Below are 23324 nucleotides of genomic sequence, written 5' to 3'. Positions count from 1 at the left end.
TATCGGCGGGGCGAGGCTGCGCCTTTCCAGTGATGCTGGATGCTCCGCGCGACGATCGCGTAACCCGGCGTACCGACTCGAGGCATATCGGACGACGGCGCCGGCTCCACTAGGCTGGCCCGGACGTGCGGGCGGACGAGTAGGAGCCGGAGGTTGGGCGCGCCGATGACAACGAACGACGAAGTGCGGTCGGGGCAGTTGGTGCGCCGGATCGGAGGCGCGCTGGGACAGGCAGCTGCGGCCGCGCTGGTCGCGGCAGCTGTGTCGGCCATCGGGTTGTACGCGTTTTCGCTGGTGCAGTGGCCCGCGTTCAACTCCTCCAATGTGACTCGGGCGTTGACGACGGTCGGCCAGGTCGCTTCGGCCGTGCTGCTGGTCGCCTCGATTGTGCTGATCCGGCGCAAGAGCAAGCTGTGGCTGGCGAAACTGCTGTCCTGGACCGGGATTTCGGCGTTCGTCACGGTGACGCTGGGGATGCCGCTGGCCGCGACCAAGTTGTACCTGTTCGGCGTCTCGGTCGATCAGGAGTTCCGCACCGAATACCTGACCCGGCTCACCGACAGCGCCGCGCTGCGCGATATGACCTACGCGGACCTGCCGCCGTTCTATCCGGCCGGATGGTTCTGGATCGGCGGCCGGGTGGCGAATGTGCTCGGCATGGACGGGTGGGAGGTCTTCAAGCCCTACGCCATCGCTTCGATCGCGGTGGCGGCGGTGATCTCGCTGGTGCTGTGGTCGGAGCTGATCCGCGCGGACTGGGCGGTCGCGGTGACTGCGGCGGTGACGGCGTTCGGCGTCGCCTATGCCTCGCCGGAGGCCTACGGCGCCGTCATCGCGGTTCTGCTGCCGCCGGTGCTGGTGCTGGCCTGGGGTGCGCTGCACCGGCCCGCCGACCAGCGGGGAACCGCCGGAGGCTGGGGCGCGGTGATCGGCACCGGACTGTTCCTGGGGGTCGCGGCGACCTTCTACACGCTGTACCTGGCCTTCGCGGCGTTCGCGGTGACGTTGATGGCGCTGGTCGCGGCAGGGTATGCGGTGTGGGCGCGGCGGGCGCAGGGGCACTCACGGCGGCGTGCCGCTGTCGTCGCGCGGACCAGCTCTGATTCCAGTGTCGAGGTCGACCGGTCGGCGCCGAAGGGTGGCGCCTGGCGAGCGGCGATCTCCCCGATCACGCGACTGATCGTCATCGGCGCGATCGCCGGGCTCATCGCACTCACGGTCTACCTGCCATTCCTGCTGGAACTGCTCGGCGGTACCTGGCCCAGCGGCGGCACCGCCTTCCACTATCTGCCGGAAGCCGGCGCCGAGCTGCCGTTCCCGATGATGGAGTTCTCGCTGCGCGGCGGATTCTGTCTGATCGGCACGATCTGGCTGGTGCTGCGGGCCGGGTCGTCGCGGCGAGCGCAGGCGCTCGGGATCGGTGTGCTCGCGGTGTATCTGTGGTCGCTGCTGTCGATGCTGGCGACCGTGGCGGGGACGACGCTGCTGTCGTTCCGGTTGGAGCCGATTCTGCTGGTGCTGCTGGCGGCGGCCGGGGCGTTCGGTTTCGTGGAAGGGGCGCGGGCGGCGTATCAGGGGTTCAACGAACCCGAGCGGTTCCGGATCGTGGCCGTCGTGGTGGCGCTGGTCGGCGCACTCGCCTTCACCCAGGACATTCCCCGGGTGCTTGCGCCGGAGATCACCACCGCCTACACCGACACCGATGGCGTCGGCGTCCGCGCCGATCAGCGCGACCCGTCGGCGGTGGCCTACTACCGCGAGATCGACGCCGCCCTCACTGCGCAGACCGGGCGTCCTCGGTCGGAGACGGTGCTGCTCACCGCCGACACCACCTTCCTCGCCTACTACCCGTACTTCGGATTCCAGGGCCTGACCTCGCATTACGCCAACCCGCTCGCCGAATTCGGCGAACGCGCGGCAGAGATCGAAGCCTGGAGCGAGCTGGAATCCCCGCAGGAGCTGCTGGACGCGATGGCGTCGGCGCCGTGGCGAGCACCGGATGCGTTCCTGTTCCGGCGCAGCGGCGAGGACTACACCCTGAGGCTTGCAAAGGACGTCTACCCGAACGATCCGAATGTGAGCCGGTACACCGTCGCTTTCCCGGCTTCGCTGTTCGACGATCCGCGCTTCACCAGCACCGATATCGGTCCGTTCACGCTGGTCACCGTCGCGCGGTGAGCTCGGCCGGCCCGGACCGGCTTGTCACCTCCGGCTCAGGATGGTTGGGTACGGTGGGCTGCTGATCCGGCCGGTACGAGGAGTGGTTGTACGTTTTGAGTGGGGAACCTGACGTCGAGCGGGGCGGATCGACGGCGGTGGACGTCGCGGCGGATGGGACGACGGTCCAGCGGCTCACCCCCGAACGAACCCGCGCACGCCTGCGCATACCGCGCGCCGATCTACTGATCGGCGCGGGTTACCTGCTGCTCGCCGCGACCGTCCTGTCCGGGCAGTGGCGCGATACCAGCGGCTCGTACCTGATCAAGAGCGGTCAGGACCAGACCATGTGGGAGTGGTTCTTCGCCGTCACCGCGCACTCGGTGGCCAACCTGCAGAACCCGCTCGGCACGCATCTGCAGAACTTCCCTGCCGGGGTGAACATGATGGCCAATACGGCCATGTTCGGCGTCGGCATCCCGCTGACGCCGGTCACCCTGCTGTTCGGACCGACGGTCACCTTCGTGCTCGTCCTCACCCTCGGGCTGAGCGGCACCGCCTTCGCCTGGTACTGGCTGTTTTCCCGGGAGCTGGTGCGCTCGCGCACCGCCGCCGTGATCGGTGGGCTGTTCTGCGGGTTCGCGCCCGCCATGATCTCGCACGCCAACGCGCACCCGAATTTCGTGGTGCTGGTGCTGCTGCCGCTGATCGCCGGGCAGGTGATCCGGATGGCGCGGCGGGCGAGCGTGCCCGGCCGGCCGCGCCCGCGCCGACGGGTGCGTGACGCGGTGATTCTCGGGCTGCTGGTGGCCATGCAGATCGCGCTCGGCGAGGAACCGCTGCTGATCTTCGCGCTGGCCTTCGCCGTCTTCGCGATCGGCTACTACCTGCGTGAACCGCGTGCCGGACTGCGGATCCTGCGCCGGATCACGCCGACGGTGGCGCTGGCCGCGGTGATCACGCTGGTGCTCACCGAGATTCCGCTGTGGTGGCAGTTCTTCGGGCCGCAGAGCTACCGGTCCATCGACCACGGCCAGATGGGCAACGACCTCAAAGCCATCACCCAATTCCCCTCCGAATCGCTCGGCGGGATGTTCTCCCCCGGTCAGAGCGTCGCGATCAACCCGACCGAACAGAACGCCTACTTCGGCTGGCCGCTGCTGTTGCTGCTGGTGGCGACCGTCGCGCTGCTGTGGCGCGAACGCCTGGTGCGGGCCGCGGCGGGCGTCATCGTGGTGTTCGGGGTGCTGTCGCTGGGTTCGGAGGCGAAGTTCGGCAAGGAATCCACCGGCATCGCGCTGCCGTGGCGGCTGCTGGAATCGGTGCCGCTGGTCAATTCCATGCTGGAATCCCGGCTGACCATGGCCGCGATCCCGGCCATCGCGGTGATCCTCGCCCTGGCCACCGAACGGGCCGTCGCGCTGTGGAAGGAGTCGGCGGTCGACCCCAAGCCGCTGGGCTGGTTCGCAGCGCTGGCCTTCGCGCTGCTGCCGTTGGTGCCGACGATCCTTCCGGTGGCCGAGCGCCACGAGACGCCGCAGTTCTTCGCCGAGGGCACCGTCGACCAGTACGTCGACCACGGCTCGGTGGTGGTGGTACCGCCGCCGCGCCCACCCGACGCGCGAGCGCTGCGCTGGCAGGCCGACGCGCGCTTCACCTTCCCGCTCGCGGGCGGCTACTTCGTCGGCCCCACCGGCGCGGACAAGAAGGGCATCTACGGCCCCGCCGCCCGGGCAACGGCATCGCTACTGGTCAAGGCGCAGGACACCGGTCAGGTTCCAGAGATCGACGCCGACGATCGCGCGGCGGCGCTGGCCGATCTGCGGTACTGGCAGGCCGATGTGGTGGTGTTGCCGCGCACCACCAACGCCACGACCTTGCGCCAGACGATGACCGAGCTGCTCGGCACCGGACCGATCCGGGTCCAGGACGTCTGGGTGTGGGACGTGCGGACGCTGCGCTAGTTTCGGCTCCCGGGCGAGCAGGGCGCGGTCGGCTGCGTACCGGCGCATCGGGAAGTCGAATGATCGCCCTCCCCCGCCCCGGGCAGGGCGTGGGCCGGCTCCGGCGCCGCCGGTTAGAGTCGAGTCCCGTGCGACCGGACCGATCTCCCAGAGCGTTCAACCGTCTCCGCCTGATCGCCCTCGTCTCCGGATTTCTCGGATTCGTGCTGGCGTTGCTGACCCCGTTGCTGCCGGTGCGTCAGGACCGGGCGGTGCTCGACTGGCCGCAGGCCGGGCAGACGAGCGTGGAAGCGCCACTGGTGAGTTACGAGCCGCTGCGCCTCGATCTCACGGTGCCGTGCCCGGTGCTGCGCGACGCGACGGGCACGCTGGTATCCACCATCCCGATGGAATCGGATCAGGCCTCGGCCAAGGGGCTGATCGTCGCGGTGCGCGAGGGCTCGCTGACGGTGCTGCTACGTGACGTACCGCTGCTGTCGGCGCCGGTGGCGGAGATCGGCGACTGCGACACCGTGCGGGTCACCTCGGAAGCCACGGCCACCAGCGCGGAGATCGTCGGGGTGAATCGCGCGGACGGAACACCGTTCCGCGCCACCGTCACTCGTGATATCCGGCCGCAGATGGTCGGCGTGTTCACCGAATTGGCGCAGGACCGGCTCGACGGCATCCGGTTGCACGCCGAGATCGATTCACGCTTCAGTTCCTCGCCGAGCGTGTTGAAGCTCGCCGCGATGATCGTCGCGGTGCTGAGCACCATCGTCGCGCTGATCGCGCTGCATCTGCTCGACACCTCCGACGGCCGCCGCGCACGCCGCTTCCTGCCCGCACACTGGTGGCGGTTCACCCTCGCCGACGGGGCGGTGCTCGGCACGCTCGCGCTCTGGCACGTCATCGGGGCCAACACCTCCGACGACGGCTACATCCTGAACATGGCGCGCGCCTCCGAGCACGCCGGCTACATGGCCAACTACTACCGCTGGTTCGGGGTGCCGGAGGCGCCGTTCGGCTGGTCGTACGAGGTGCTGTCGTGGATGACGCGCATCTCCGACGCCAGCCCGTGGATGCGGCTGCCTGCGCTGCTGGCCGGGGTGGTGTGCTGGCTGGTGATCAGCCGTGAGGTGTTGCCTCGGCTGGGTGCGCGGGTGCGCCGCAACAAGGTGGCGTTGTGGACGGCCGGACTGGTGTTCCTGGCCTTCTGGCTGCCCTACGACAATGGGCTGCGGCCCGAACCGCTGATCGCGGCCGGTGCGCTGCTCACCTGGTGCTCGATCGAGCGAGCCATCGCCACCTCGCGGCTGCTGCCCGCGGCGATCGGCATTCTCATCGCGGCGTTCTCGCTGGCAGCCGGGCCGACCGGGTTGATCTGCATCGCGGCGTTGATCGCGGGATCGCGGCCGGTGTTGCAGGTGATCGTGAAGCGGGCGCGTGGGGAAGCTGCGACGCAGTCGGTGCCGGCCGAGGCGCGGGCGCGAGTTCGGAGTACCGGCGAGGCCGGCCCGGATGGCGCGCTGCGCCCGCGCGGTTCGCTCGCCAGCGGGCTCTTCCGTTACGCGTCACTGCTCGCACCGGGCCTCGCCGCCGGAACTCTGGTGCTGGTCGTCATCTTCGCCGACCAAACACTCGCCACGGTCATGGAGGCCACCCGGGTGCGCACCATCGTCGGGCCGAATGTCGCCTGGTTCGACGAACGCACGCGCTGGGATTCACTGCTCATGCTGGCGCCCGATGGTTCGCTGTCGCGCCGGTTCGGTGTGCTGCTGATGCTGCTGTGCCTGCTGGTCTGCGTGCTGCAAGTGCTGCGCAAGGGCCGCATTCCCGGTACCTCGCGGGGGCCGTCGGTGCGCATTCTCGGCATCGTGTTCGCCTCACTGCTACTGATGATGTGGACGCCGACCAAGTGGACCCATCACTTCGGCGTGTACGCGGGCCTGGCCGGTTCGCTGGCCGCGCTCGCGGCGGTCGCGGTGGGCGTCAACGGGATTCGCTCGGCGCGCAACCGGGCGCTGTTCGCGGCAGCGGTGCTGTTCCTGCTCGCCATCACCTTCACCGGGTCCAACGGTTGGTGGTATGTCTCCAGTTACGGTGTCCCGTGGTGGGACAAGGCGCCGCTGGTGGCGGGCAAGGGCGTGTCGACGCTGTTCCTTGGGCTCAGCGTGATCGCGCTGCTGGTCGCGCTGTGGCTGCACTACCGGCAGCCGTATCGGCGGGCCGGCGCTTCCCGGTGGGGCCGATACGCCTCGGCCCCGTTGACGATCGCCGCCGCGCTGATGGTGATCTTCGAGGTGGCATCGCTGGCCAAGGCCGCGGTCTCCCAGTACCCGGCATACTCGGTCGCGAAATCGAATGTGCGCTCGCTGGCCGGTGAGCCGTGCGCGCTGGCCGATTCGGTGCTGGTGGAAACGAATACCGCCGACTCCCTGCTGGTTCCGTACGAAGGTGATCCCGCCGACGGCCTCGTTTCCAGTGAATCCGGCGTGGAGACAGTCGGTTTCACCCCGGACGGGGTGGCCGACGATCTCACCGCCGACGCCGAGGAAGTCGCCGGCGGCGGCGCCAACACCGTCGAATCCGACAACGACAACAAGACCAGCGACACCACCGGCGCGGGCACCGGCGGCGGCACCACCGCGCAGGCCGGGATCAACGGCTCGACCGTGGCGCTGCCGTTCGGCCTCGATCCCGCCCGCACACCGGTGCTCGGCAGTTACCAGGAAGATGACCAGAAGCAGGCCAAGCTCACCACTCAGTGGTACCGCCTGGACCTGTCCGACTCCATGCGCGACGACCCCGCCTACCGGGTGCTGGCCATCACCGCGGCCGGCCGCATCCGCTCCGTCGACGCCGACGGCGTGCTCACCTACGGCCAGGACCTGGTGCTGGAGTACGGAACCCGCGCCGCCGACGGCACCATGACCGTCCTCGGTGCGATCACCCCGACCGATATCGGACCGGCGCCGTCCTGGCGCAACCTGCGGGTGCCGCTGGATCAGCTGCCCGCCGAGGTGAACGCGGTGCGCCTGGTCGCCACCGACAACGACATCACCCAGCGCCAATGGCTGGCCATCACCCCACCCCGCCTGCCGCGTCTGGCCACCCTCGATTCGGTCGTCGGCCACACCGACCCGGTCCTGCTGGACTGGCATGTCGGCCTCGCCTTCCCCTGCCAGCGCCCCTTCGACCACCGCTACGGCGTGGCCGAGGTCCCGCGCTGGCGCATCCTGCCCGACCGCGTCGGCTCCGACGCCTCCAACGCCTGGCAGGACGACATCGGCGGCGGTCCGTTGGGCTGGACCGAGCTCCTCCTGCAAGCCGAGACCATCCCGACGTATCTGAACGACGATTGGGGCCGGGACTGGGGTTCGCTGGAACAGTTCACCCCCTATGATCCGAACGCGGCCCCGGCCGAACTGAATGTCACCACGGCGACCCGCTCCGGGCTGGCCGAGGACTCCCCGATCCGGATCAGATAACCCGAGGAAGTTCCTCACGCCCCACGGCATTGCCGTAGTAGTGGTTGTCGAAGGCAGCACAGCACGGCACTACCACGCATTTCGCGTGTCAATCAGGCCGCGGTGGGTGTCGGCGAAGCGTGCTCACACGTCCGATGCCTGCGACGGTCGCGGGATCGCTCATTGCGCAGGTGGATTCGTGAGAGTACTTCGGCGAGTAGTTCGTTGGCGTGGTGCCGGTGATTGATGCGCGGCTTCTGTTGCGGGTCGATGTGGGGTGGTGCGATCCAGGCGGTGCGGCCGGCGTGGGGTGAGCGGGGGCCTTCGGTGCGGGTTTTCCATCCTCCAGGGCCGTCGTGAATGAGGGCGTGGCAGTTGTCGCAGGCGAGGGTGAGGTTGTTGATGTCGGTGGTGCCGCCCTTGCGGTAGTCGAGGACGTGGTGGACCGCGCACAGGCTGGCGGGTGCGTCGCATCCGGGCCGTGAGCAGCCGTGCAGCGCGGCGATCAATGCAAGCCGTTGCGCGCGGGAGGCGAGGCGTTTGCTGCGACCCAGGTGCAGCGGCAGCCCGGCGTGGTCGAACACCGCTAGAAACGGCAGCGACCGCTGCGCCATGACCAGCGCGTCACGCATGGGGACGGTGCCGCCCGTGGCGGTTGTGGCGACCCCGGATGCGGTCTCGATGTCGTCGACGGTGAGGGTCAGCACGGTGGTGACCGGTACGCCCCGGTGGGAACCGAGCCGCTCGGCGATAATCCCGGATTCCAGCAATGCCCGGACCGCGTCGTGATTGCGTTGCGCAGTCGAGCGGTGATCGCGGCCCGCTGCGTCGGCCAGCACAGCCGGATCCACGTGATCTCCATCGGCGACCGGGCTCTCCGGATCATCCGGGTTACACATGCCCGGGCGGGCGAACTTGGCCAGCAACGGATCGAGCAATGCCCGCAGTACCGGATCAATGTCACCACGAATGGGGCTCATCCCGTCGGCGCGTTGACGCCCGATCGTAATGCCCCGCATCCGGGCCCGGTCATTATCGGTGGTGAGGCGCCCATCGGGATCGAGGTGGGCCAGAATGCGGTCACCGACCTTGCCGATGTCATCCGGAGAACCGGCGCGGGCGAAGTCGGTCAAGATCTGCTCGGCGGCCTCACGTTCATCTCGCGAAACCCCGTTCGGAACCTTGTGCAGTACGTTCGCAATGCCACGAGCGTGGTCGGCGGAGATGTCTCCTGATATCAAAGCCTGTGCGGTGTGCGGCATCCGGGGGTCGACCGGGTCGCCGCCCATGTCGTGGAATGTCGCCACCTGCACCGCTTGATGCACCCGGGCACCCGCGTCTGCGCTGGCCAGCCGCAGGGTCTCCATCAGGAACCGCTTCAACGACTTCGACCCCGCCCGCGCCGGTAATGACCGTTCCCCGGCCTCGACCAGCAGCCGATGCTGCACCGCGGTCAGCATCCGCGCGCACCGCTCCACCTGCCGCATCACGGCGACGACCCCGTCATCGGATAACGGGGTGAGCGGCGACTCGAGCAGCGAGACCACCGCAGCATGCAATGCCGCTACACCAGCCTCGGTTTCCCCCTCGCTCGAAAGCATGTTCGAATACTATCGCACATCAGCGCCCACCACTAGGGAAAACAGGATCTGAACTGCACGCATTCACACTGGACAAGCGACCGGAACGAGGGAGGTGTACCCGCCTCAGCGCTGCCCGAGCCCCGCCCTCCGAGCCAGCGCCCCAGCTGTCGCATCCACGGTCGCGGCTTTGAGCTTGGTGTCGTGATGATTGATATCGATCAAGTACCGACCAGCTGCCGGATGATCGTCGCGGACATCGATCCAGCTCAGGTAGATCGGCGGCTGTGGTCGGCTTGTTTGCAGGTGAGTCATCACCTTGAGATAGCCTTCGGCGCTACGTGGCGCCCGGAGCAGAGCACGTATGCGCTCCTCGACGGGCAGTTCGTCATTGCGGGATCGCCCCCAGGAGCTCGGCGGCTCCTCACCACGGACGCGCGGCGTGTAGCCGACCATGTCGCCTGCCGCACCGGGCTGCGCCGGCGGCAGCGTCACGGCGAACTGCTTCGGTAGGCCCTCGCGGCTGGTAACGACGAGCTGGATGTCACCACCGAACTCTGGTGACGCGCCCGACTTCTGGAAAAGGATGACACCGAGCTCGCCGGATAGCGCACCGACTGAACGCGCACGCTTGTTCGAACGGTGCGAATGGCCCGCACAGATGATCCGGAGCTCGGGATCCGCCAGGACGCGCAAGGGTCCTGTGAGGTCCGGGTCGCCAAACCGTGGGTAGCGGGCTTTGATCGGCTCGACGATCCGGGCGTATTCGTCTTCGGTCGTGGCGGATTCGATGATGCTGATCGGGTCCGGGTACTCGTCGTGCCCGGTTTCACCCCACACCCAGGCAAATTCGTCGGGAGTGAATATCCACTTCGTTCTCGTCACGGTCGGCCGGTGTCCTCGGTTGGTTCGTCCATCATCGGACCAACCCCCGAAACGGTGAAGATCTCAGGCTCAGCGGCTGCTTCCCCGCGCGCAGGATCGGAGTCGTCCATCATCGGGCCGACACCGGACACATTGAATGGTGTGTCCGCGTCGGTATTCGCTGCCGACGGAGGATCATCCATCATCGGACCAGTCCCGGAGACGGTGAAAATCTCCGGCTCTTCCGGAGGCGGCGTTGCGGCTGGTTCGTCCATCATCGGCCCGGCACCGGTGACCGTGAACATCTCAGAAACCCCTGTCGCGCTCGCCGGCGCGGTACTAGCAATGTGCGTCGCAGCGGCCTGACCAGGTGTATCGCTCAGCGCGGGAATATAGCTATCGGTGGAGTCGTCCGAGCCGAAGCCGAGATCCCAATCAGCCTCTGGAGCAGTAGTTCCCGATCCAGGCGCGCCGCCGGTCTGCGAAACGGGCACGTTCGTCTCAGGCAATTGCCAGGACGCGGACTGGGTGGACGGCACTTCTTGCGGGCGGTAATCGGCCGCACCGTGCGTTGGCGAGTCGAACTCTGGCTCGAGACCTTCGCCGATAACCCCTACCGGGCTGCCGAGACCTTCTGTCCACTCGTCGGATACGCCGCGCAGGTAGTCCGGAGCGGTGTGTTCGGATTCGTTATCGCTGCTGCTGTCGCGGCGCCCGCCCGGGGCCATCGGGGCCATCGGCATTCCCCGCGCGCCGGAGCCCGGACGCGAACCAGCACCCGCAGCTCCCGGCGCGAGGCCGGTACCCGCGCCCGGCGCGCCTGGTCGAGAGGAACCAGGTCCCCCGCCGTCCGGAAGTGAGCGACCCGCCCGATCCGATCCATCCACGCCTGGTCCCGATCCGACCGGTCCCGAGCTGCCCAAACCGCCCGAATTCGGCGACGACGCCGCATTGGGACCGAGGCCGGCAGCGGTGGTCGACGCCGGTGTCGTGCTGTCGGTACCCGGCAGCAAGCCCTCCGGGAGTCCTAGCCCCTCCGGTAGGCCCAGGCCCTCCAAGCCGGTCTTTGGCGGCCCCTGGCCAGGTTCCGGAGACGTCTGTCCAGGCGGAGCACCGGCGCCGGGTTGACCGGCGTCTCCACCAAGCGGCGTACCACCCGGGCCGCCGAGGCCATTCGTACCGCCGCTGGTCGGATACCCGCTGGATGAGCCATCTCCACCGCCGATCTGGGGGACCTCGACGTAGGTGGGCACGCCGGACCCTGCCGGCGGAAAATTCGGTTTGTACAGGGTGTTCATCACTCGGACGGCCTCTTGTCGAGCGAGTTCCCGTGCCGCACGGTCGCTGTCGGCGTACTCGGGGTTGATCAGGCCCGGTGCCGACGACTGCTCAGGGTTGTCAGGGTCGGCCACCGGATAAGGCGATGCTGCGGGTGGCTGGATCGCGGTCCGTACCGCCTCGGCCGCCCATGCCAACGCGTCGAGCCGCGCATTCACCGAACTGAACACTTGGCCGATCTGGTTCGCAGCGTTGCCGAATTGCATCGCCGCGGCCTCCGCAGCGTTGGCGCTCTCCCCCTGCCAATCACCAGAACCAAAAATCCGATTCAGACCCATCAGGTTGAACATGGACAGATTCAGTAGGTCAGAGGAGCACTCCTGCCATACCCGCTGAAGAGTCCGCATGCCAGCTGCATCGATGCCCCCGGGTCCGTGCACGGCCTGGTACATCGCCGCGTGAGTCATGCCCTCGAAGTGCTCGATTGTGCTCACGTAGTCCGGGTCGGCGCCTGCACCCAGGTCAGCGAGATTTGAGTCGTAGTACGCCGCGCGATCCATCGAGGTGGCGACACGACCGGCAGCGTTCTGGGACTCCTTCGAGACGATCAGTTCCTGGAACCCCGGAATCGGGATCGAACTCGCTGGTGGTAGCTGCGCCCCCGCGCCATCCTGCCCGCCCATCGCGGCCCCCTTCGCATCCCCTTCACACACTGCCCGGCCAACTGCGCTCCGTCCCGGCACATTAACACGCGGACGACTATCGCCGCGGCCGACCGGCGCCGTCTGGCACCCGTTGCCCGGTCTCCGATATTGTTCCGGCGCAGCTGAACATTCACGGCACGCCGGTCCGACGGCTCGAGCCGAGGAGGGGGACGTCACATGATTCAAGCCGATATCGACCAGCTCAAGAAGCTGGCGACAACCCTGGACACCGTCGGCCAGGAAATCGACAAGATCGACGTACGCACTGCGGGCGACCAGATCGGCGCCGCCCTGCCCGGCTGCTCGCTCGGACAAGTCTGCGCACAGACCGGCGAGTTCACCGAAGGGGCCTGGCTCCGCGTCGCCCAGCGCATCCAGGCCCTGTCCACACTCGTCAAAGAGTGCGCGGACAACATGCAGATGACCGACGAAGACTTCAAAAAGAAGCTCGACACCATGGACTTCAAGGGCCGGGGGTAGCCTGCGATGCCGACTCGCAACGACATCAACAACTGGAAGCCCGAAAAACTCTCCGAGTGGGCGACCGAGCTCGAGACCGACACCCAGTTCTACGAGACCCAGCTCGGCCAGATCCTCACCCACTTCACGGGGACCTCATGGTCGGGCAAGGCGCACGACGCGGCGTCCGACCGCTTCACCGAGGAACACGACCAGGGACGCAAGCTGTCCCAGGAGATCCGCGATGTGGCTGCGGCGCTCCGTGCTGCGGATCAGCGGCTGGCCAACGAGAAGCGATTGCTGCTCGGGAAGGTGAGTGATGCGGAGAATGACCTGGAGTCTCCGATCCCGCTGACGGTGAGCGACAAGTGGGTGGTGGCGTGCACTGGGATCGGTGCACATCTTTCAGCCGACGACCGCAAGAAGGCTACCGACAAAGTCCACGCACACCAGGCGCTGATCAACACCGCCTACCACAGCTTGGTCAATGCGGTGAGCGAGGTCAGCACCGCGATTACTACTGCGACCCAGGAGATTCGGGTCCGAGGCGACCAATTGGGCGATGGCATTGACGCTCCGACCGCAGCACCGGCAGATTCGGGGGCGCTCGGCAAGGAAGACGGCCAGGCAGTAGCCGCTGCGATCCGTCCCGATGGCACCGTCGATCCGGCTGTCCTCGACCAAATCGCCAGCAGACTGCCGCAGGGCATTCTCACCGAGAATGACATGCAGATCCTCGCAAACGGGGGCGAGCTGTCCACCGTGCCCGCATCGACCCAGCAGTACTACCGGGAATTCTTCCAGGGTGCAGGCAAAGACGGCGTGCTGGCACTGAGTGAGCACCTGAAGACACAAGAGACCGCTGGTAACCCGGTCGCGGCGGCACGTAGGGACGCGCTGGCCAACGGCCTCCTGGTTGTCTCGAACGAGAAGATCGGCACCGGCCGAGATTCCAACGGCAAGCTTCAGTCGCCGGGTGGTTATGAGGCCCTCCCGCAGGATATGCGCGACCTAGTGTCCGGCCGTTGGAACGAGTACGCCGATCTCTCAACGACTGGTGATCAGCCGAAGAAGTTCGCGGAGCTGACCCAGCTCGGAGATCTCGTCGCTCAGGCCGACCCGGATATCCCGCCCGGCAAGACCATGGGTGTCGAGATGTCCCGTCAGGCCGCCAGCATGGTCGGCTACTTCGACAGTTTCGGCGATCGTTGGCCTCCCGGCTACACCGAAGACGACGAGAAGGCCATCGAAAACGGCGCGAGCAACCTGTTGTCTGTCGGAGCACGCAACTTCGAAGCCAACGCCGCGCTGCTCAGCGGCGAAGGCTTACCGGAGGTCGCCGGTCCTTCTCCGGCAGCAGGCGAGTACAAGCCGCAACCATTCAACCGCGATGAGTTCGCGGCGACGGTGTTCGGGCGCGAGTGGTCTGACGACGGTAAAGCCGCGGCGCAGCTGTTCGACTGGACCGCGACCGAAAGTCATGAAACCGGGCCTGACGGTAAGCTCACCGAGCAAGCGATCCTGGCGAGGCGGACGATCGCAGAACTGCCCGAGGTCTTTACTCCCATGCATGATCCGGATTCGCCTGATGGCGCCCCGAGCGTCCACCGAGGCGGTCTCCAGATCGATGCGGACTCATTCGAGAACAATGCCAAGATGTTCGCAGCGAATCCCGAGATGTCGAATGCGCTTGCTCAGGTGATGGGCTCCAACATCGATACGTACGCGAGATCTTTCGGAAATACAGCCTTCCTCGAAGGCTCCAACGAAACCCAACTAGAAACAACCGAAGCGAACCGCCTACTATTTCTGGCCAGCCAATCCGACCAGGGACGAATGACCCTCGAGGTCTCGCGTCAGCTGTATGAGAGCAATCTATTGACAGAGGCCCTACGAACTGGCGATGGAAAAGTTCCATCAGACTTTTCCCAGCAGTTCAATGCGGTCGCCCACCTCGACGGACGTATAACAAATGCGGCAGAGAACGCAATGACGTTCCAGGACCAAAATGCAATCAAAACTTACAACGACCATCAGGTGAGCATCTACGAAACCAGGAAGGCGGCTGCCCAGTTCGTAGCCGACTCGACCATCGGTCTAATCGAGGTGCCCGCGACCGCGCCCGGCGGACCGGTAGCAGGCCAGGTTGCCGACGTACTGAAGGACAAGGCAACCGAAGCTGCAATAGACAGCTTTGTCCCCAAACCTGAACTGATGGAAGTCCAATACCCGAACATCACCGAGATAAATGCGCAGGCAGCACGCGACTTCAAGCAAGAAATTCTGAATTCAGCATTCAATGCCGGCCACCCGATCCCGCCTGAACTTATGAACCCTTACACAGGAAAGCCCATCAACGTAACCGAGGAAGGAATAGATTCCTCCCTTCCCACCGCCACACACGATGCTCTTGACGATTTCATCAGCAACGTTGGCTTGGGGCAGGTAACGACAGATTATGACCAGACCCACGGTATCGAAGTTCTACAAGGCGCCGGTAAAGATCGCACAAGCCTCGACATAATCCTAACCGGGCGGAAGGCCGAAGAATGAGCGGAGTCATAAAATAAAGTCCATGATCGGCCGCATCGCATCCGCCGGCGCCGTCGCAGTGGGCTCAATTCCAGTGACATCGTGTGGAATCTTCAACGAAGAAACGGTGGCCTATCCACCTCCGTCGAGCACATGGGAAGTCATCCAAGGACTGCCGGGCTAGAAAAATATATCGCGGAATTGTTGCTGAATCACTGAATATCGGCATCGCTGCAAATTCCGACCATCATGGGCTAACAGAGTGGCAGAATCGAGTTCCACTCTTAACTACAGATGATCGAGGCCATCTCCAGGTTCGCCCAACGATTAGGTGTTGTCGGTGATAAGGTAATTGACGCAGGGGGCAGGGCCGAGGAGACGGGCGCCTCCCGGTCAGCATGATGGAACACCACACACCCTCCGTCCGCTCGACCGAAAATTAGGTCAGCCATTCTATCTAATTCGGCAGAGAATCGGCGAGAATTTTTGCCACCTCCTCGATCCGGACGCAAGCTTCGCCCTCGCCAGCCGCTGGCGAACTCGCAGTCTTCCCGATATCAAGAACGCCGTCGGAGGACTCCAGCGCGACGTGGCACTCCTCATCCGACCCTTGGTAAACTGTGTATTTGAAACCCGAACGTCCGCTGAGCTCGATCTCGGTGGAGCTACCCACATACCTTTCACGAAGTTTCAGCAGCTGGATATTTGACGACATTACTGTCACTCCGCGATTATAATGTTGACCAGTCCCATTTTCTTCCTTGAATTGAAAATGGCAGCCAATGAAAGAGTATGGGGAGTTTGGTTCAAGGACAGAATCACGCCGCCGTCGCGTCCCGGGGTCGAAGCCTGCACGATCAACGATTTTATCGCTGAGTTGTAGGCAGGGGTCGATTTCTATGCCTCGCTCAACCTGTTCGTACACAGACGGAGCCGTCCCAACAGGGACTGCGACCTTGGGCATATCAGAAGCAACACCTGAAGCCGAGGCCTCGCTGGACGCCTCATCATGTGCGCACGATGTGCAGGTCAGAGCGACCAGAAGTGTATACAAAATTCGCTTCAATTCGGCGAGCTCCAGTTCTCCAAGAATGTCGGACGGCATGCAGAGCCGCGACATAATGCCAATGGGGCATGCTCACTGCGGAAGTGCTGACGAGATCGTCTCTGCGATCTCTTGAATCCCATCACATCGGCCTTCGTCTGTGAATGCCGCTCGTGTGCCTTTTGAAAGATCGAGCACCCCGTCACCGAACGCGATTGCAATGTTGCAATCCCCACCATGAATCTCGGGATTGTCGTACCTAAGAGCTGGACGGCCACCCACTACTACGTCAGTCGAAGTGTCACGGTATCTTTCTCGAAATTCATCGAGTGTAATGTTCGAAGAAGTTATCAACAGCGTCCGGACCGTCCGCTTCTGCCCGCCGACCATCTCTTTGTCACCGAACCTGCAGCCGATGAATGAGTAGGTATCGAAGGTCATGTCGCTACGCTCACGCGATTCTGGATCGAAACCTGCCTTGGCGACTACATCATCCCCCACGCCCACACACGGGTCGAACTTGACCAGAGGCCTACCGGAATCGTTTCGTTGAGTCGGCGCCGGGCTCACGGAGACTGCGACCTTGGGTGTCGCCGAGGGGAGAGCAGGTGTGGTCGAATCGGATGGACTACCATTATCCGTGCTGCTGTCACATGCGGCGAGGAAGAGCAGTGCAGAGACGCTGATCGCCAACGGCATTAGTCGATTCACGACTGCGCACCACCCGTCGAATTTACATCTGCAACAAACCGTGTTGTTGCTGCATTCTGTGCATCAGCGTCAAGGATGAGGTTTCCCGCTCGAAGATACGCTTCTTTCAGACGCATAGCACCTTCGATCAATTTGTCGATTACATCTATTCCGTCAGCAGCCTTCGCGGCAAACCCCTGTTGCAGTTGCTTTGCTGACTCGAGCCCGCCGAAGCTCGTATGGTTCGTTGCCTGACGCATCTTGTCTCGGACCGCGAACAGTCCATCAATCATGTTGTCGTACTGCGCCGCCGCATCCCGCGCCACGCCCTCTTCATACCGAATCGTTCCGGTTGCTGCGGCCGCGTTGAACGCGGCGATCTGCGTCTGCCCGTAGTCGATGCCACCCTCGGCCACTCGCCAACCCCCAATCCCAGTGGTTTGCGCCGACGCTATCAGAACCTGCGGGCTGTGTGTCCGGCAGGAGCGGACGGGTGCGGTTGATCAGTATGGGTCGTTGTGGGCGAGTCTTATGCGGCGGCGGGGCGACTCGGTTGCACCTACACTTGCGGTCATCCAGGCCCGCCTCCGAGAAAGCACGCCGTCGGCATGAGTGATCAGGCAAACCGCGCCTTTCCTGCGGCGATGCCCAGTTCCACAGCTGATCCGGCCATCATCCACGCCAACGATTGGGCTGCGTTTTCCGGGCTCGAAAGCCTCCAGAGTCACTGGGAACTGAAGGCATGGCCTACGGGGCATCGCGCCTATTACTGGTACCTGACCTTCGACGACGCGAGGCTGGCGGCGCTCGCGCGGAAGTGCCAGGAGTTTCTCAGCGATGACGGTCTGGATCCGGTTCCCCATGACGGGTTGCACATCACCCTGCTGGGGATTGGCGAGGCCGCGGATGTGTCCGAGCGCCGACTGAGAGAAGTGGTGGCTGCGGCCGAGGAACGGCTTGCTGGGTTCGCGTCCTTCGAGCTCCTTGTCGGGCCGCTGGCCGGATCGCGAAGCGCTGTGCGGTTCTCGGTAGCTCCCTGGGATCCTCTGCTCGAACTTCACCGTCGCCTGTTCGACGGCGCAGCCCGCATTCTTCCCGACATAAAGCCCAGACCGACACACTTTCGTCCGCATCTGGGCATCGGCTACCTGAATGCCCCACAGCCGGCCAGTGGCTTGGTCGAAAGGGTCGCGGCGCTGCATGATCTGCCGCCGGTGCAAGTCAGCGTCGACACAGTCGATCTGGTCGAACTCCGGCGCGAAGAACATGCATACCGATGGGATACCCGCGCCGCGATCAGCCTGACTGGATAGACACCTCTGGGCCTGAGATCTCACGCGCTGCTGCCGACCATCCCCGAAGGTAGTCGAGGTATTCGCTCGACGCGGCCGACGGCACCGATCGCACTGCCGCGCCCAGTTCTTGGGCGCGCTGCCACACCGATCGGATCGGACGGTCGGAGGTCACCGACAGCGCCTTGATCCCCAGGTGCACAGCCTGTTCCAGATCTGGGTCGGCCTTGCGGCTGAGGGCGGTCGCGACATCGAGGCTGACCAAGGATCGGCTCCAAGTCGAGTCCGATTCCTCGATGTGTTCCTCGATCTGGTGCCCGTATGCGAATGTCTTGTCGTACTGGCCCGCCGAGAGGTAGGCCGTCGCCGCATTGGCCATCATTCGGGCGCGCCCGTATGGCGCAAACGTCAGCGCGGGTGTGAGTCGTGGTCCGGTGCCGTGGATTTCGGCGAGGGCAGCCGCCTGATCGACGGCGCGGTCGACCCCTGCGACATCGCCGAGCTTGCCGAGGGCACGTGCAAGTCCGTTGGAGTACAGCCGGATCGATTGCGGACCGGCTCCCGCCAGCTCGATACCTTCGCCTGCCAGTGACGCGGAGCTGCGGAAGTCGCCCATGTAGTAGGCGCAGAAGCTTTCGGTTCCCTTGATCCAGGCAAGTAGCTCACGGTCGTCGATATGTGCGGCGAGGATGTACGCCTCACGGCAATACAGTTTCGCCAGTCCGAACCTGCCGCGGTTGACGGCCATGTACCCGAGGACGCCGGATAGGCGCGCGGCCAGCGCGTTCAGGCGTCGAAGGTGATGCGGGTGCCGACGACGGTGCAGCGCTGCGTCAACTCGCTGGCGCAGCGCCACCGCCTCGGGCGCCAACCGTTGCGGACCCTCGGATTCGTAGCGGTCGAGCAGATCCATCATCGCCAGCTCCACCGTGTCGGCAAAGTGGTCGTCGGCATCCAACTCGGCCAATCGCTGGGTTCGCTCCACGATCGCCGCAACCGGCTCGAACAATTCGCCACGTGCCTCGGATGGGCTGGTCGGCGCAGAAGTGCCATGCAGGGCAGCGGTGAAACGGCTGCGCTGGTCGTCATCGAGGCGACGCAGCAGCGTGTCCATTGCCTCTGCGTACTGCTGGCCGAGCGTGATGGACGCGCCGCGCCTCTCCCACTTGCTCACCACCGCTTCGGTGAACCCGAGTAGCTCGGCCATGGCTTGCTGGGAGAGGCGCAACGCTGCGATACGCATCGCCCGTACCTCGACTCCGGTCCATTCGGTAACGATCACGATCCACCCACCCTTAGCTCGCTCGATCCCGTGCGCACAGCGTAGAGGCTACGTAGCGGTCGTGTGCCTTAAATCTCCACTGGCCTGGAGAGATGGTTTCCTCACCGCCCGGAAAGCCGGGCATCTGGAATCCACATCGCACCGCCGGAGCCTCTCATGCCAAAGGAAACATCACACGAGGAGACGCAGGACCCTGATTGTTCTTCCGCACCAATGCACATGGATTGGACGCAGGCCACATCCGTACTCACTGCGCACGCCGCCCATGGACCGGACTGCCCTCGGTACCTCGCCGCGCTTCAAACACTGTCGACCGTGCTCGGCTGAGCGCTGTCAATCCCATAAGTCAGGAACACAATGATCACCCTGCCGTCGAAAGACCTTGTCCTCGCCGCCTGCGCAGGCTCTGTCCGCCAGCCGCATCCAGTTCTGGAGGCTGCGCACGAGCTTGCCGCTCTGCACGCGGCGCAGACCGAAGCATCTCCCGTTGCTATGGCCGAATCCGATTCTCACCGAGCGATCCTGAGGCAGCGGATCGACCGCTGGGTGTCGAGTTCGATGCCTCCCCCACTCGGGGCGGCTTACATGCACACCGAGACGATGGGCTGCGTGATCGACCGCCTGGCTCGCTTCTCGGTGCTCGCTCGCGCGGAGCTCGCCAACGGCTGCAGGCCATGGGAGCTCCACTTCGCATGGCATCGCCTCTCCGAGGTCGCGCTCGGCTACGGTGACCTGTCGCATGAGCTCAGGCTCGGTACGCGCCGCTTGCCGGACTTCTCAGGGCACCCTGATTGATCCGTTCGGACCTGCCGACGGTCTGGACAGCAAGCGGGTCCCCTTCCCTCTCGTGGGTAATCACGCCCGCGGAAGGATAGATTTTCCGGCGACCGGCGATACCGGGCAGTAACTCACCGGTCACTCAGTGTCGGCCCGGGAAACGTTGCGCTACTGCTTGTTTCGATCTCAGGATTTACCCAGCGTCGAGTCGTACAGTTGAACCTATGACTCCGGCCTTCGAAGATATGCCCCTGCGCGATCTCGTCGGACTGCTCACCGACGAGGAGCAACGAGAACTGCGCCCGTCGGTGCTACGGGTGCTCAACCGCCTACCCGACCAAGAGGTGTTACGCCGCGAACTCGGCAGGCGCCTCACCAACGTGTAGCCAGCGAACACCCCACCAGCCACCGGAAAAAGGGCGGCGTTCGTCATAGAGACGAGCGCCGCCCTTCGTCAATCGCGGGTCCTGCTCAGAAGACCCGGAGCTTGCCCGGCTGCCACAGACCCGAGCGCGTTTCGGTGCCGGTTTCCAACTCGGCCGGGACGGCCTCGTAGTACTGGTCGTAGCGCTCCAGGGAACCCCAGTCGCGGGCCCAGTCGTCCTTCAGGTAGGTGGGGACGGCGACCGACTTCGCAAGCATCTGGGAGAAGCCGAGCGGGCCACCGAACTCTTCGGCCTGCCAGGTGTCGGTGGAGCTGACGGCCAGCGGGCGGTCGGGCAGGATGCGGTAGCGCGGGACCTCGGCGACACCGTTGTGGTGGGCGAAGGGGCGCTGGCAGGGGAACTGGAGGCCGACCGCCCAGTCCAGCAGGATCGGCTGCTCGGAACCGAGGAAGCTGTTGGCCGATTCCAGGGTCGGCACCCGCGGCGGGGTGAAGGCCAGCCACTGGTCGCCGATCAGGATCGGGTCGTTGGCGACGATGCGGACCGCGTCGGCCTCGGGGGCGATCTCGTCCAGCGGCACCCGCAGGTTGCGCCAGGACGGGAACGGGCCGATATCGCGGGGCAGGTAGGTGCCCAGCGGGGTGACGCTGCCATCGGGCTGACGCTTGCCGTAATCCACGGTCAGCGACTGGCCGTACTGCATGGCGCCGGTGTCGTCGTAGGACAGGATGCGCCCGGCCGCCGAGATGACGATCAGCGGCTTGTCCTCGGACCGCTCCGGCAGCCCGTACCAGCTCGACGTCACGAAGGCCGGCTTCTGCACACCGTTCTGGTAGCTACCGAGCACGGGCGTGGTCGCCGGGTCGAGCCCGAACGGCAGCGCGACGGTGCTGCCGTTGACGCCGAGCGCGCCCTGACCGCCGCCGGTGCCCGCGCTCTGCCCCTCGGCGAACGCGGCGCCCACCGACTGGGTGGAGGTGTTGCCGGTGCCCGGCTTCACCTCGACGGCGTCGGCGGACAGATCGTCGGGCACACCGTTGGGATCGAAGCCCACCGGGTCGACGCCGGCCAGCGGATCGTTCGGGTTGGTCGGCGGGTTCGCCGGATCGATGATCGGGGTCAGCCGTCCACCGTTGGGATCGGCCTCGACCAGCACGTCATTGGCCAGACCGCAGCTCGAACCGGTGATCGCGTCGAAGTTCGAACGCGCCAGCGAATAGCCGGGGTACTGCGAGTACGCGCCCTTGACCAGCGAGAGCACCTCGAACAGCACCATCGCGGCGGCGACCAGCGTCAACGGGATGGCGGCGAACTTGCGGATGCGCCGCCCGCGCGCCGACCGCGGCGAGCTCGGCGGTTTCGCGTACCCCTCGCGCAGCGCGTGCCAGGCCACCAGCGCCAGTGCCAGCCCGAACAGGATCAGGATGACGGTGTTGGACTGGATGCCGCTGACCGAGACCCGCTTGTCGAACCACGGCACCCCGAAGCTGGAGACGTACCAGTAGCCGTTGATCCCGGAGAACGCCACCGCGAGCACGAACAGCAGACCGGCCAGGAAGATCGCCCGGTTCTTGCGCGCGCGCAGCGCACTGGCCGACACCGCGACCGCCGTCACCGCCGCCAGGGAACCGGCGATGCCGGCGTAGGCGCCGAAGTGGTGGGTCCACTTGGTCGGGTTGAACATCATGAAGAAGATCGTTCCGAACACGATGCCCATCAACCGCCAGGTCGGAGCGCTGGCGATACCGGGAACCCGGCGCCGGCGCAGCAGCACCAGCATGGTGGTGAACAGGCACAGCAGCATCACCAGGAAGGCGAACCGGCGCGAAACCGAACCGTCGACGGTCTCCACGAACAGGTAGTAGTAGCGCAGGTAGTCCTCGTACCAGGCCAGGTTGGGGCCGGTCGCCTGGCGGACCCGGTTGGCTTCCTGGATGCCTGCGAAGGTCTGATCGCTGTAGACGACGGTCAACACCAGCAATCCGGCGGCGGCGATGGGCGCGAGCAACGGCAGCGTCCCGTGTTCGCGCCGCTTGCGCACCACGATCTTGACCATCGGACGGATACCGGCCAGCAACGCGGCCACACACATCAGGCCGGTCGGCGCGGCGGCGAGGGTGAACGCGGCGATCAGCACCGCGGCCGCGGCGGGCAGCAGCCGTCCGGTGGCGATGGCCCGCTCGATCGAGACCCAGGTCAGCAGCGCACCGAGCGCGACGATCGGCTCCGAGCGCAGGCCGTTGTCGAACGGCAGCCAGAAGGCCAGGAACACCAGGCCACCGGTCCACAGCGCCACCCGGCTGTTGCGCACCCCGCGACCCAGCCGGGGCACCACCTCGCGGCTGATCACCATCCAGCACAGGATCGCGCAGGCCAGCGCGGGCAGACGCACCCACGGGCTGGCCGTCGACACCTCGGCGAAGAGCTGGATGACGTAGTAGTACCAGCCGAACGGGGCCTCGGGGACGCCGTACCAGCGGAAGTAGTTGGCCATGTAGCCGGCGTCCGGCGCGACCCGGACCATGCTCAGGATGTAGCCGTCGTCGGAGGTGTTGGCGCCGACGAAATGCCAGACCAGCAGCGTGCCGATGACGGCGCCGTCGGCCCAGGTCGGCTTGAACCAGTGTGCGGGCAGGAACCGGCGGTGACCGCGGCCGTCGCTGGTGTCCAGGCGGGCCAGCGCCGCCAGCGCGATCAACGTGCACAGCACCGCCGCGATCATCGCGATCATCTTGATCGCGGTCGGCGTGGAGCTGTAGCGGGTGTCGATGGTGGTGTCGAAGGCCAGGCCGGCCGGCACCTCGCCCTGGAGATCGGTGAAGACACCGACCACCTGCGGCCGCAGATCGCCGAGCAACTGACCCT

Annotated in this window: 16 protein-coding genes; 8 read left to right on the top strand and 8 right to left on the bottom strand. The window is 65.6% G+C overall.

The features are described 5' to 3' along the window. Positions 1 to 165 precede the first annotated feature (165 nt). The 3 genes from RJ05_RS00895 to RJ05_RS00885 all read left to right on the top strand — a co-directional run bounded on the left by RJ05_RS00895 (position 166) and on the right by RJ05_RS00885 (position 7591). Positions 166 to 2178 (top strand): galactan 5-O-arabinofuranosyltransferase, encoded by a 2013-nt coding sequence (locus RJ05_RS00895; protein ID WP_194985799.1) that lies wholly within the window; start codon positions 166 to 168, stop codon positions 2176 to 2178. Between the two features lie 137 nt (positions 2179 to 2315). Continuing rightward, entirely contained in the window at positions 2316 to 4121 is a 1806-nt protein-coding gene (locus RJ05_RS00890) for a glycosyltransferase family protein (protein ID WP_036531803.1), read from the top strand. Between the two features lie 59 nt (positions 4122 to 4180). Beyond that, a complete protein-coding gene (locus RJ05_RS00885) occupies positions 4181 to 7591 on the top strand; it encodes an arabinosyltransferase domain-containing protein (protein ID WP_211357647.1) in 3411 nt (1136 codons plus the stop codon). A gap of 92 nt (positions 7592 to 7683) precedes the next feature. Here RJ05_RS00885 and RJ05_RS00880 read toward each other — a convergent pair whose 3' ends face one another. The 3 genes from RJ05_RS00880 to RJ05_RS30645 all read right to left on the bottom strand — a co-directional run bounded on the left by RJ05_RS00880 (position 7684) and on the right by RJ05_RS30645 (position 11975). Continuing rightward, the gene (locus RJ05_RS00880; RefSeq protein ID WP_051016039.1) at positions 7684 to 9171 is read right to left on the bottom strand and encodes an HNH endonuclease signature motif containing protein; all 1488 of its coding nucleotides are present in this window, start codon (positions 9169 to 9171) and stop codon (positions 7684 to 7686) included. A 105-nt stretch (positions 9172 to 9276) separates the two neighbouring features. Then, complete coding sequence (locus RJ05_RS00875) at positions 9277 to 10035, bottom strand: ESX secretion-associated protein EspG (RefSeq protein WP_081597100.1); 759 nt, start codon at positions 10033 to 10035, stop codon at positions 9277 to 9279. Further along, a complete protein-coding gene (locus RJ05_RS30645) occupies positions 10032 to 11975 on the bottom strand; it encodes a hypothetical protein (RefSeq protein WP_138445706.1) in 1944 nt (647 codons plus the stop codon). The genes RJ05_RS00875 and RJ05_RS30645 overlap by 4 nt, the downstream gene beginning before the upstream one ends. Before the next feature lie 198 nt (positions 11976 to 12173). Here RJ05_RS30645 and RJ05_RS00865 point away from each other — a divergent pair, with 198 nt between their 5' ends. Both RJ05_RS00865 and RJ05_RS00860 read left to right on the top strand, forming a co-directional pair. Continuing rightward, the gene (locus tag RJ05_RS00865; RefSeq protein ID WP_051016037.1) at positions 12174 to 12476 is read left to right on the top strand and encodes a hypothetical protein; all 303 of its coding nucleotides are present in this window, start codon (positions 12174 to 12176) and stop codon (positions 12474 to 12476) included. A gap of 6 nt (positions 12477 to 12482) precedes the next feature. Beyond that, on the top strand, positions 12483 to 15008 hold the full coding sequence (locus RJ05_RS00860) for a TPR repeat domain-containing protein (protein WP_036531790.1): 2526 nt from the start codon (positions 12483 to 12485) through the stop codon (positions 15006 to 15008). 436 nt (positions 15009 to 15444) lie between these two features. On the opposite strand, the gene RJ05_RS29705 is transcribed toward RJ05_RS00860, so the two are convergent. From RJ05_RS29705 to RJ05_RS00855, 3 genes are read right to left on the bottom strand one after another with little or no spacing between them, the layout of a single operon-like run. Next, positions 15445 to 16092 (bottom strand): DUF3558 family protein, encoded by a 648-nt coding sequence (locus RJ05_RS29705; protein WP_162140616.1) that lies wholly within the window; start codon positions 16090 to 16092, stop codon positions 15445 to 15447. 33 nt (positions 16093 to 16125) lie between these two features. Further along, entirely contained in the window at positions 16126 to 16731 is a 606-nt protein-coding gene (locus RJ05_RS29700) for a DUF3558 domain-containing protein (RefSeq protein WP_081597098.1), read from the bottom strand. 8 nt (positions 16732 to 16739) lie between these two features. Next, complete coding sequence (locus RJ05_RS00855; RefSeq protein ID WP_051016035.1) at positions 16740 to 17138, bottom strand: hypothetical protein; 399 nt, start codon at positions 17136 to 17138, stop codon at positions 16740 to 16742. A 192-nt stretch (positions 17139 to 17330) separates the two neighbouring features. On the opposite strand from RJ05_RS00855, the gene RJ05_RS00850 reads away from it, so the two are divergent. Continuing rightward, positions 17331 to 18035, top strand: coding sequence for a 2'-5' RNA ligase family protein (locus RJ05_RS00850; protein ID WP_036531788.1), 705 nt, complete (start codon positions 17331 to 17333; stop codon positions 18033 to 18035). On the opposite strand, the gene RJ05_RS00845 is transcribed toward RJ05_RS00850, so the two are convergent. Further along, on the bottom strand, positions 18019 to 19257 hold the full coding sequence (locus RJ05_RS00845; RefSeq protein WP_138445705.1) for an NsdA family TPR-like regulatory protein: 1239 nt from the start codon (positions 19255 to 19257) through the stop codon (positions 18019 to 18021). The genes RJ05_RS00850 and RJ05_RS00845 overlap by 17 nt on opposite strands. 396 nt (positions 19258 to 19653) lie before the next feature. Between RJ05_RS00845 and RJ05_RS00840 the strand changes: the two genes are divergently transcribed. Both RJ05_RS00840 and RJ05_RS31590 read left to right on the top strand, forming a co-directional pair. Next, a complete protein-coding gene (locus RJ05_RS00840; RefSeq protein ID WP_036531784.1) occupies positions 19654 to 20091 on the top strand; it encodes a DUF4254 domain-containing protein in 438 nt (145 codons plus the stop codon). Between the two features lie 206 nt (positions 20092 to 20297). Continuing rightward, positions 20298 to 20459 (top strand): hypothetical protein, encoded by a 162-nt coding sequence (locus RJ05_RS31590; RefSeq protein ID WP_014348450.1) that lies wholly within the window; start codon positions 20298 to 20300, stop codon positions 20457 to 20459. 85 nt (positions 20460 to 20544) lie between these two features. Here the strand turns inward: RJ05_RS31590 and RJ05_RS00835 are convergent. Beyond that, the coding region (locus tag RJ05_RS00835; protein ID WP_036531782.1) for an arabinosyltransferase at positions 20545 to 23324 on the bottom strand (2780 nt) is incomplete at its 5' end.

Source organism: Nocardia cyriacigeorgica NBRC 100375 (genome assembly GCF_000308555.1).
Taxonomy (GTDB): Bacteria; Actinomycetota; Actinomycetes; order Mycobacteriales; family Mycobacteriaceae; genus Nocardia; species Nocardia cyriacigeorgica.
Note: the sequence above shows the minus strand (reverse complement) of the source record. Positions and strands in the feature narration are given on the sequence as shown.

Bases quoted from the DNA above. Each gene is read 5' to 3' on its own strand.
- RJ05_RS29700 (WP_081597098.1), bottom strand. From the start codon at position 16,731: ATGCCGTTGGCGATCAGCGTCTCTGCACTGCTCTTCCTCGCCGCATGT.
- RJ05_RS00880 (WP_051016039.1), bottom strand. From the start codon at position 9,171: ATGCTTTCGAGCGAGGGGGAAACCGAGGCTGGTGTAGCGGCATTGCAT.
- RJ05_RS30645 (WP_138445706.1), bottom strand. From the start codon at position 11,975: ATGGGCGGGCAGGATGGCGCGGGGGCGCAGCTACCACCAGCGAGTTCG.
- RJ05_RS00840 (WP_036531784.1), top strand. From the start codon at position 19,654: ATGATCACCCTGCCGTCGAAAGACCTTGTCCTCGCCGCCTGCGCAGGC.
- RJ05_RS00865 (WP_051016037.1), top strand. From the start codon at position 12,174: ATGATTCAAGCCGATATCGACCAGCTCAAGAAGCTGGCGACAACCCTG.
- RJ05_RS00885 (WP_211357647.1), top strand. From the start codon at position 4,181: ATGATCGCCCTCCCCCGCCCCGGGCAGGGCGTGGGCCGGCTCCGGCGC.
- RJ05_RS00845 (WP_138445705.1), bottom strand. From the start codon at position 19,257: ATGCGTATCGCAGCGTTGCGCCTCTCCCAGCAAGCCATGGCCGAGCTA.
- RJ05_RS00895 (WP_194985799.1), top strand. From the start codon at position 166: ATGACAACGAACGACGAAGTGCGGTCGGGGCAGTTGGTGCGCCGGATC.
- RJ05_RS31590 (WP_014348450.1), top strand. From the start codon at position 20,298: ATGACTCCGGCCTTCGAAGATATGCCCCTGCGCGATCTCGTCGGACTG.
- RJ05_RS00860 (WP_036531790.1), top strand. From the start codon at position 12,483: ATGCCGACTCGCAACGACATCAACAACTGGAAGCCCGAAAAACTCTCC.
- RJ05_RS00850 (WP_036531788.1), top strand. From the start codon at position 17,331: ATGAGTGATCAGGCAAACCGCGCCTTTCCTGCGGCGATGCCCAGTTCC.
- RJ05_RS29705 (WP_162140616.1), bottom strand. From the start codon at position 16,092: ATGCCGTCCGACATTCTTGGAGAACTGGAGCTCGCCGAATTGAAGCGA.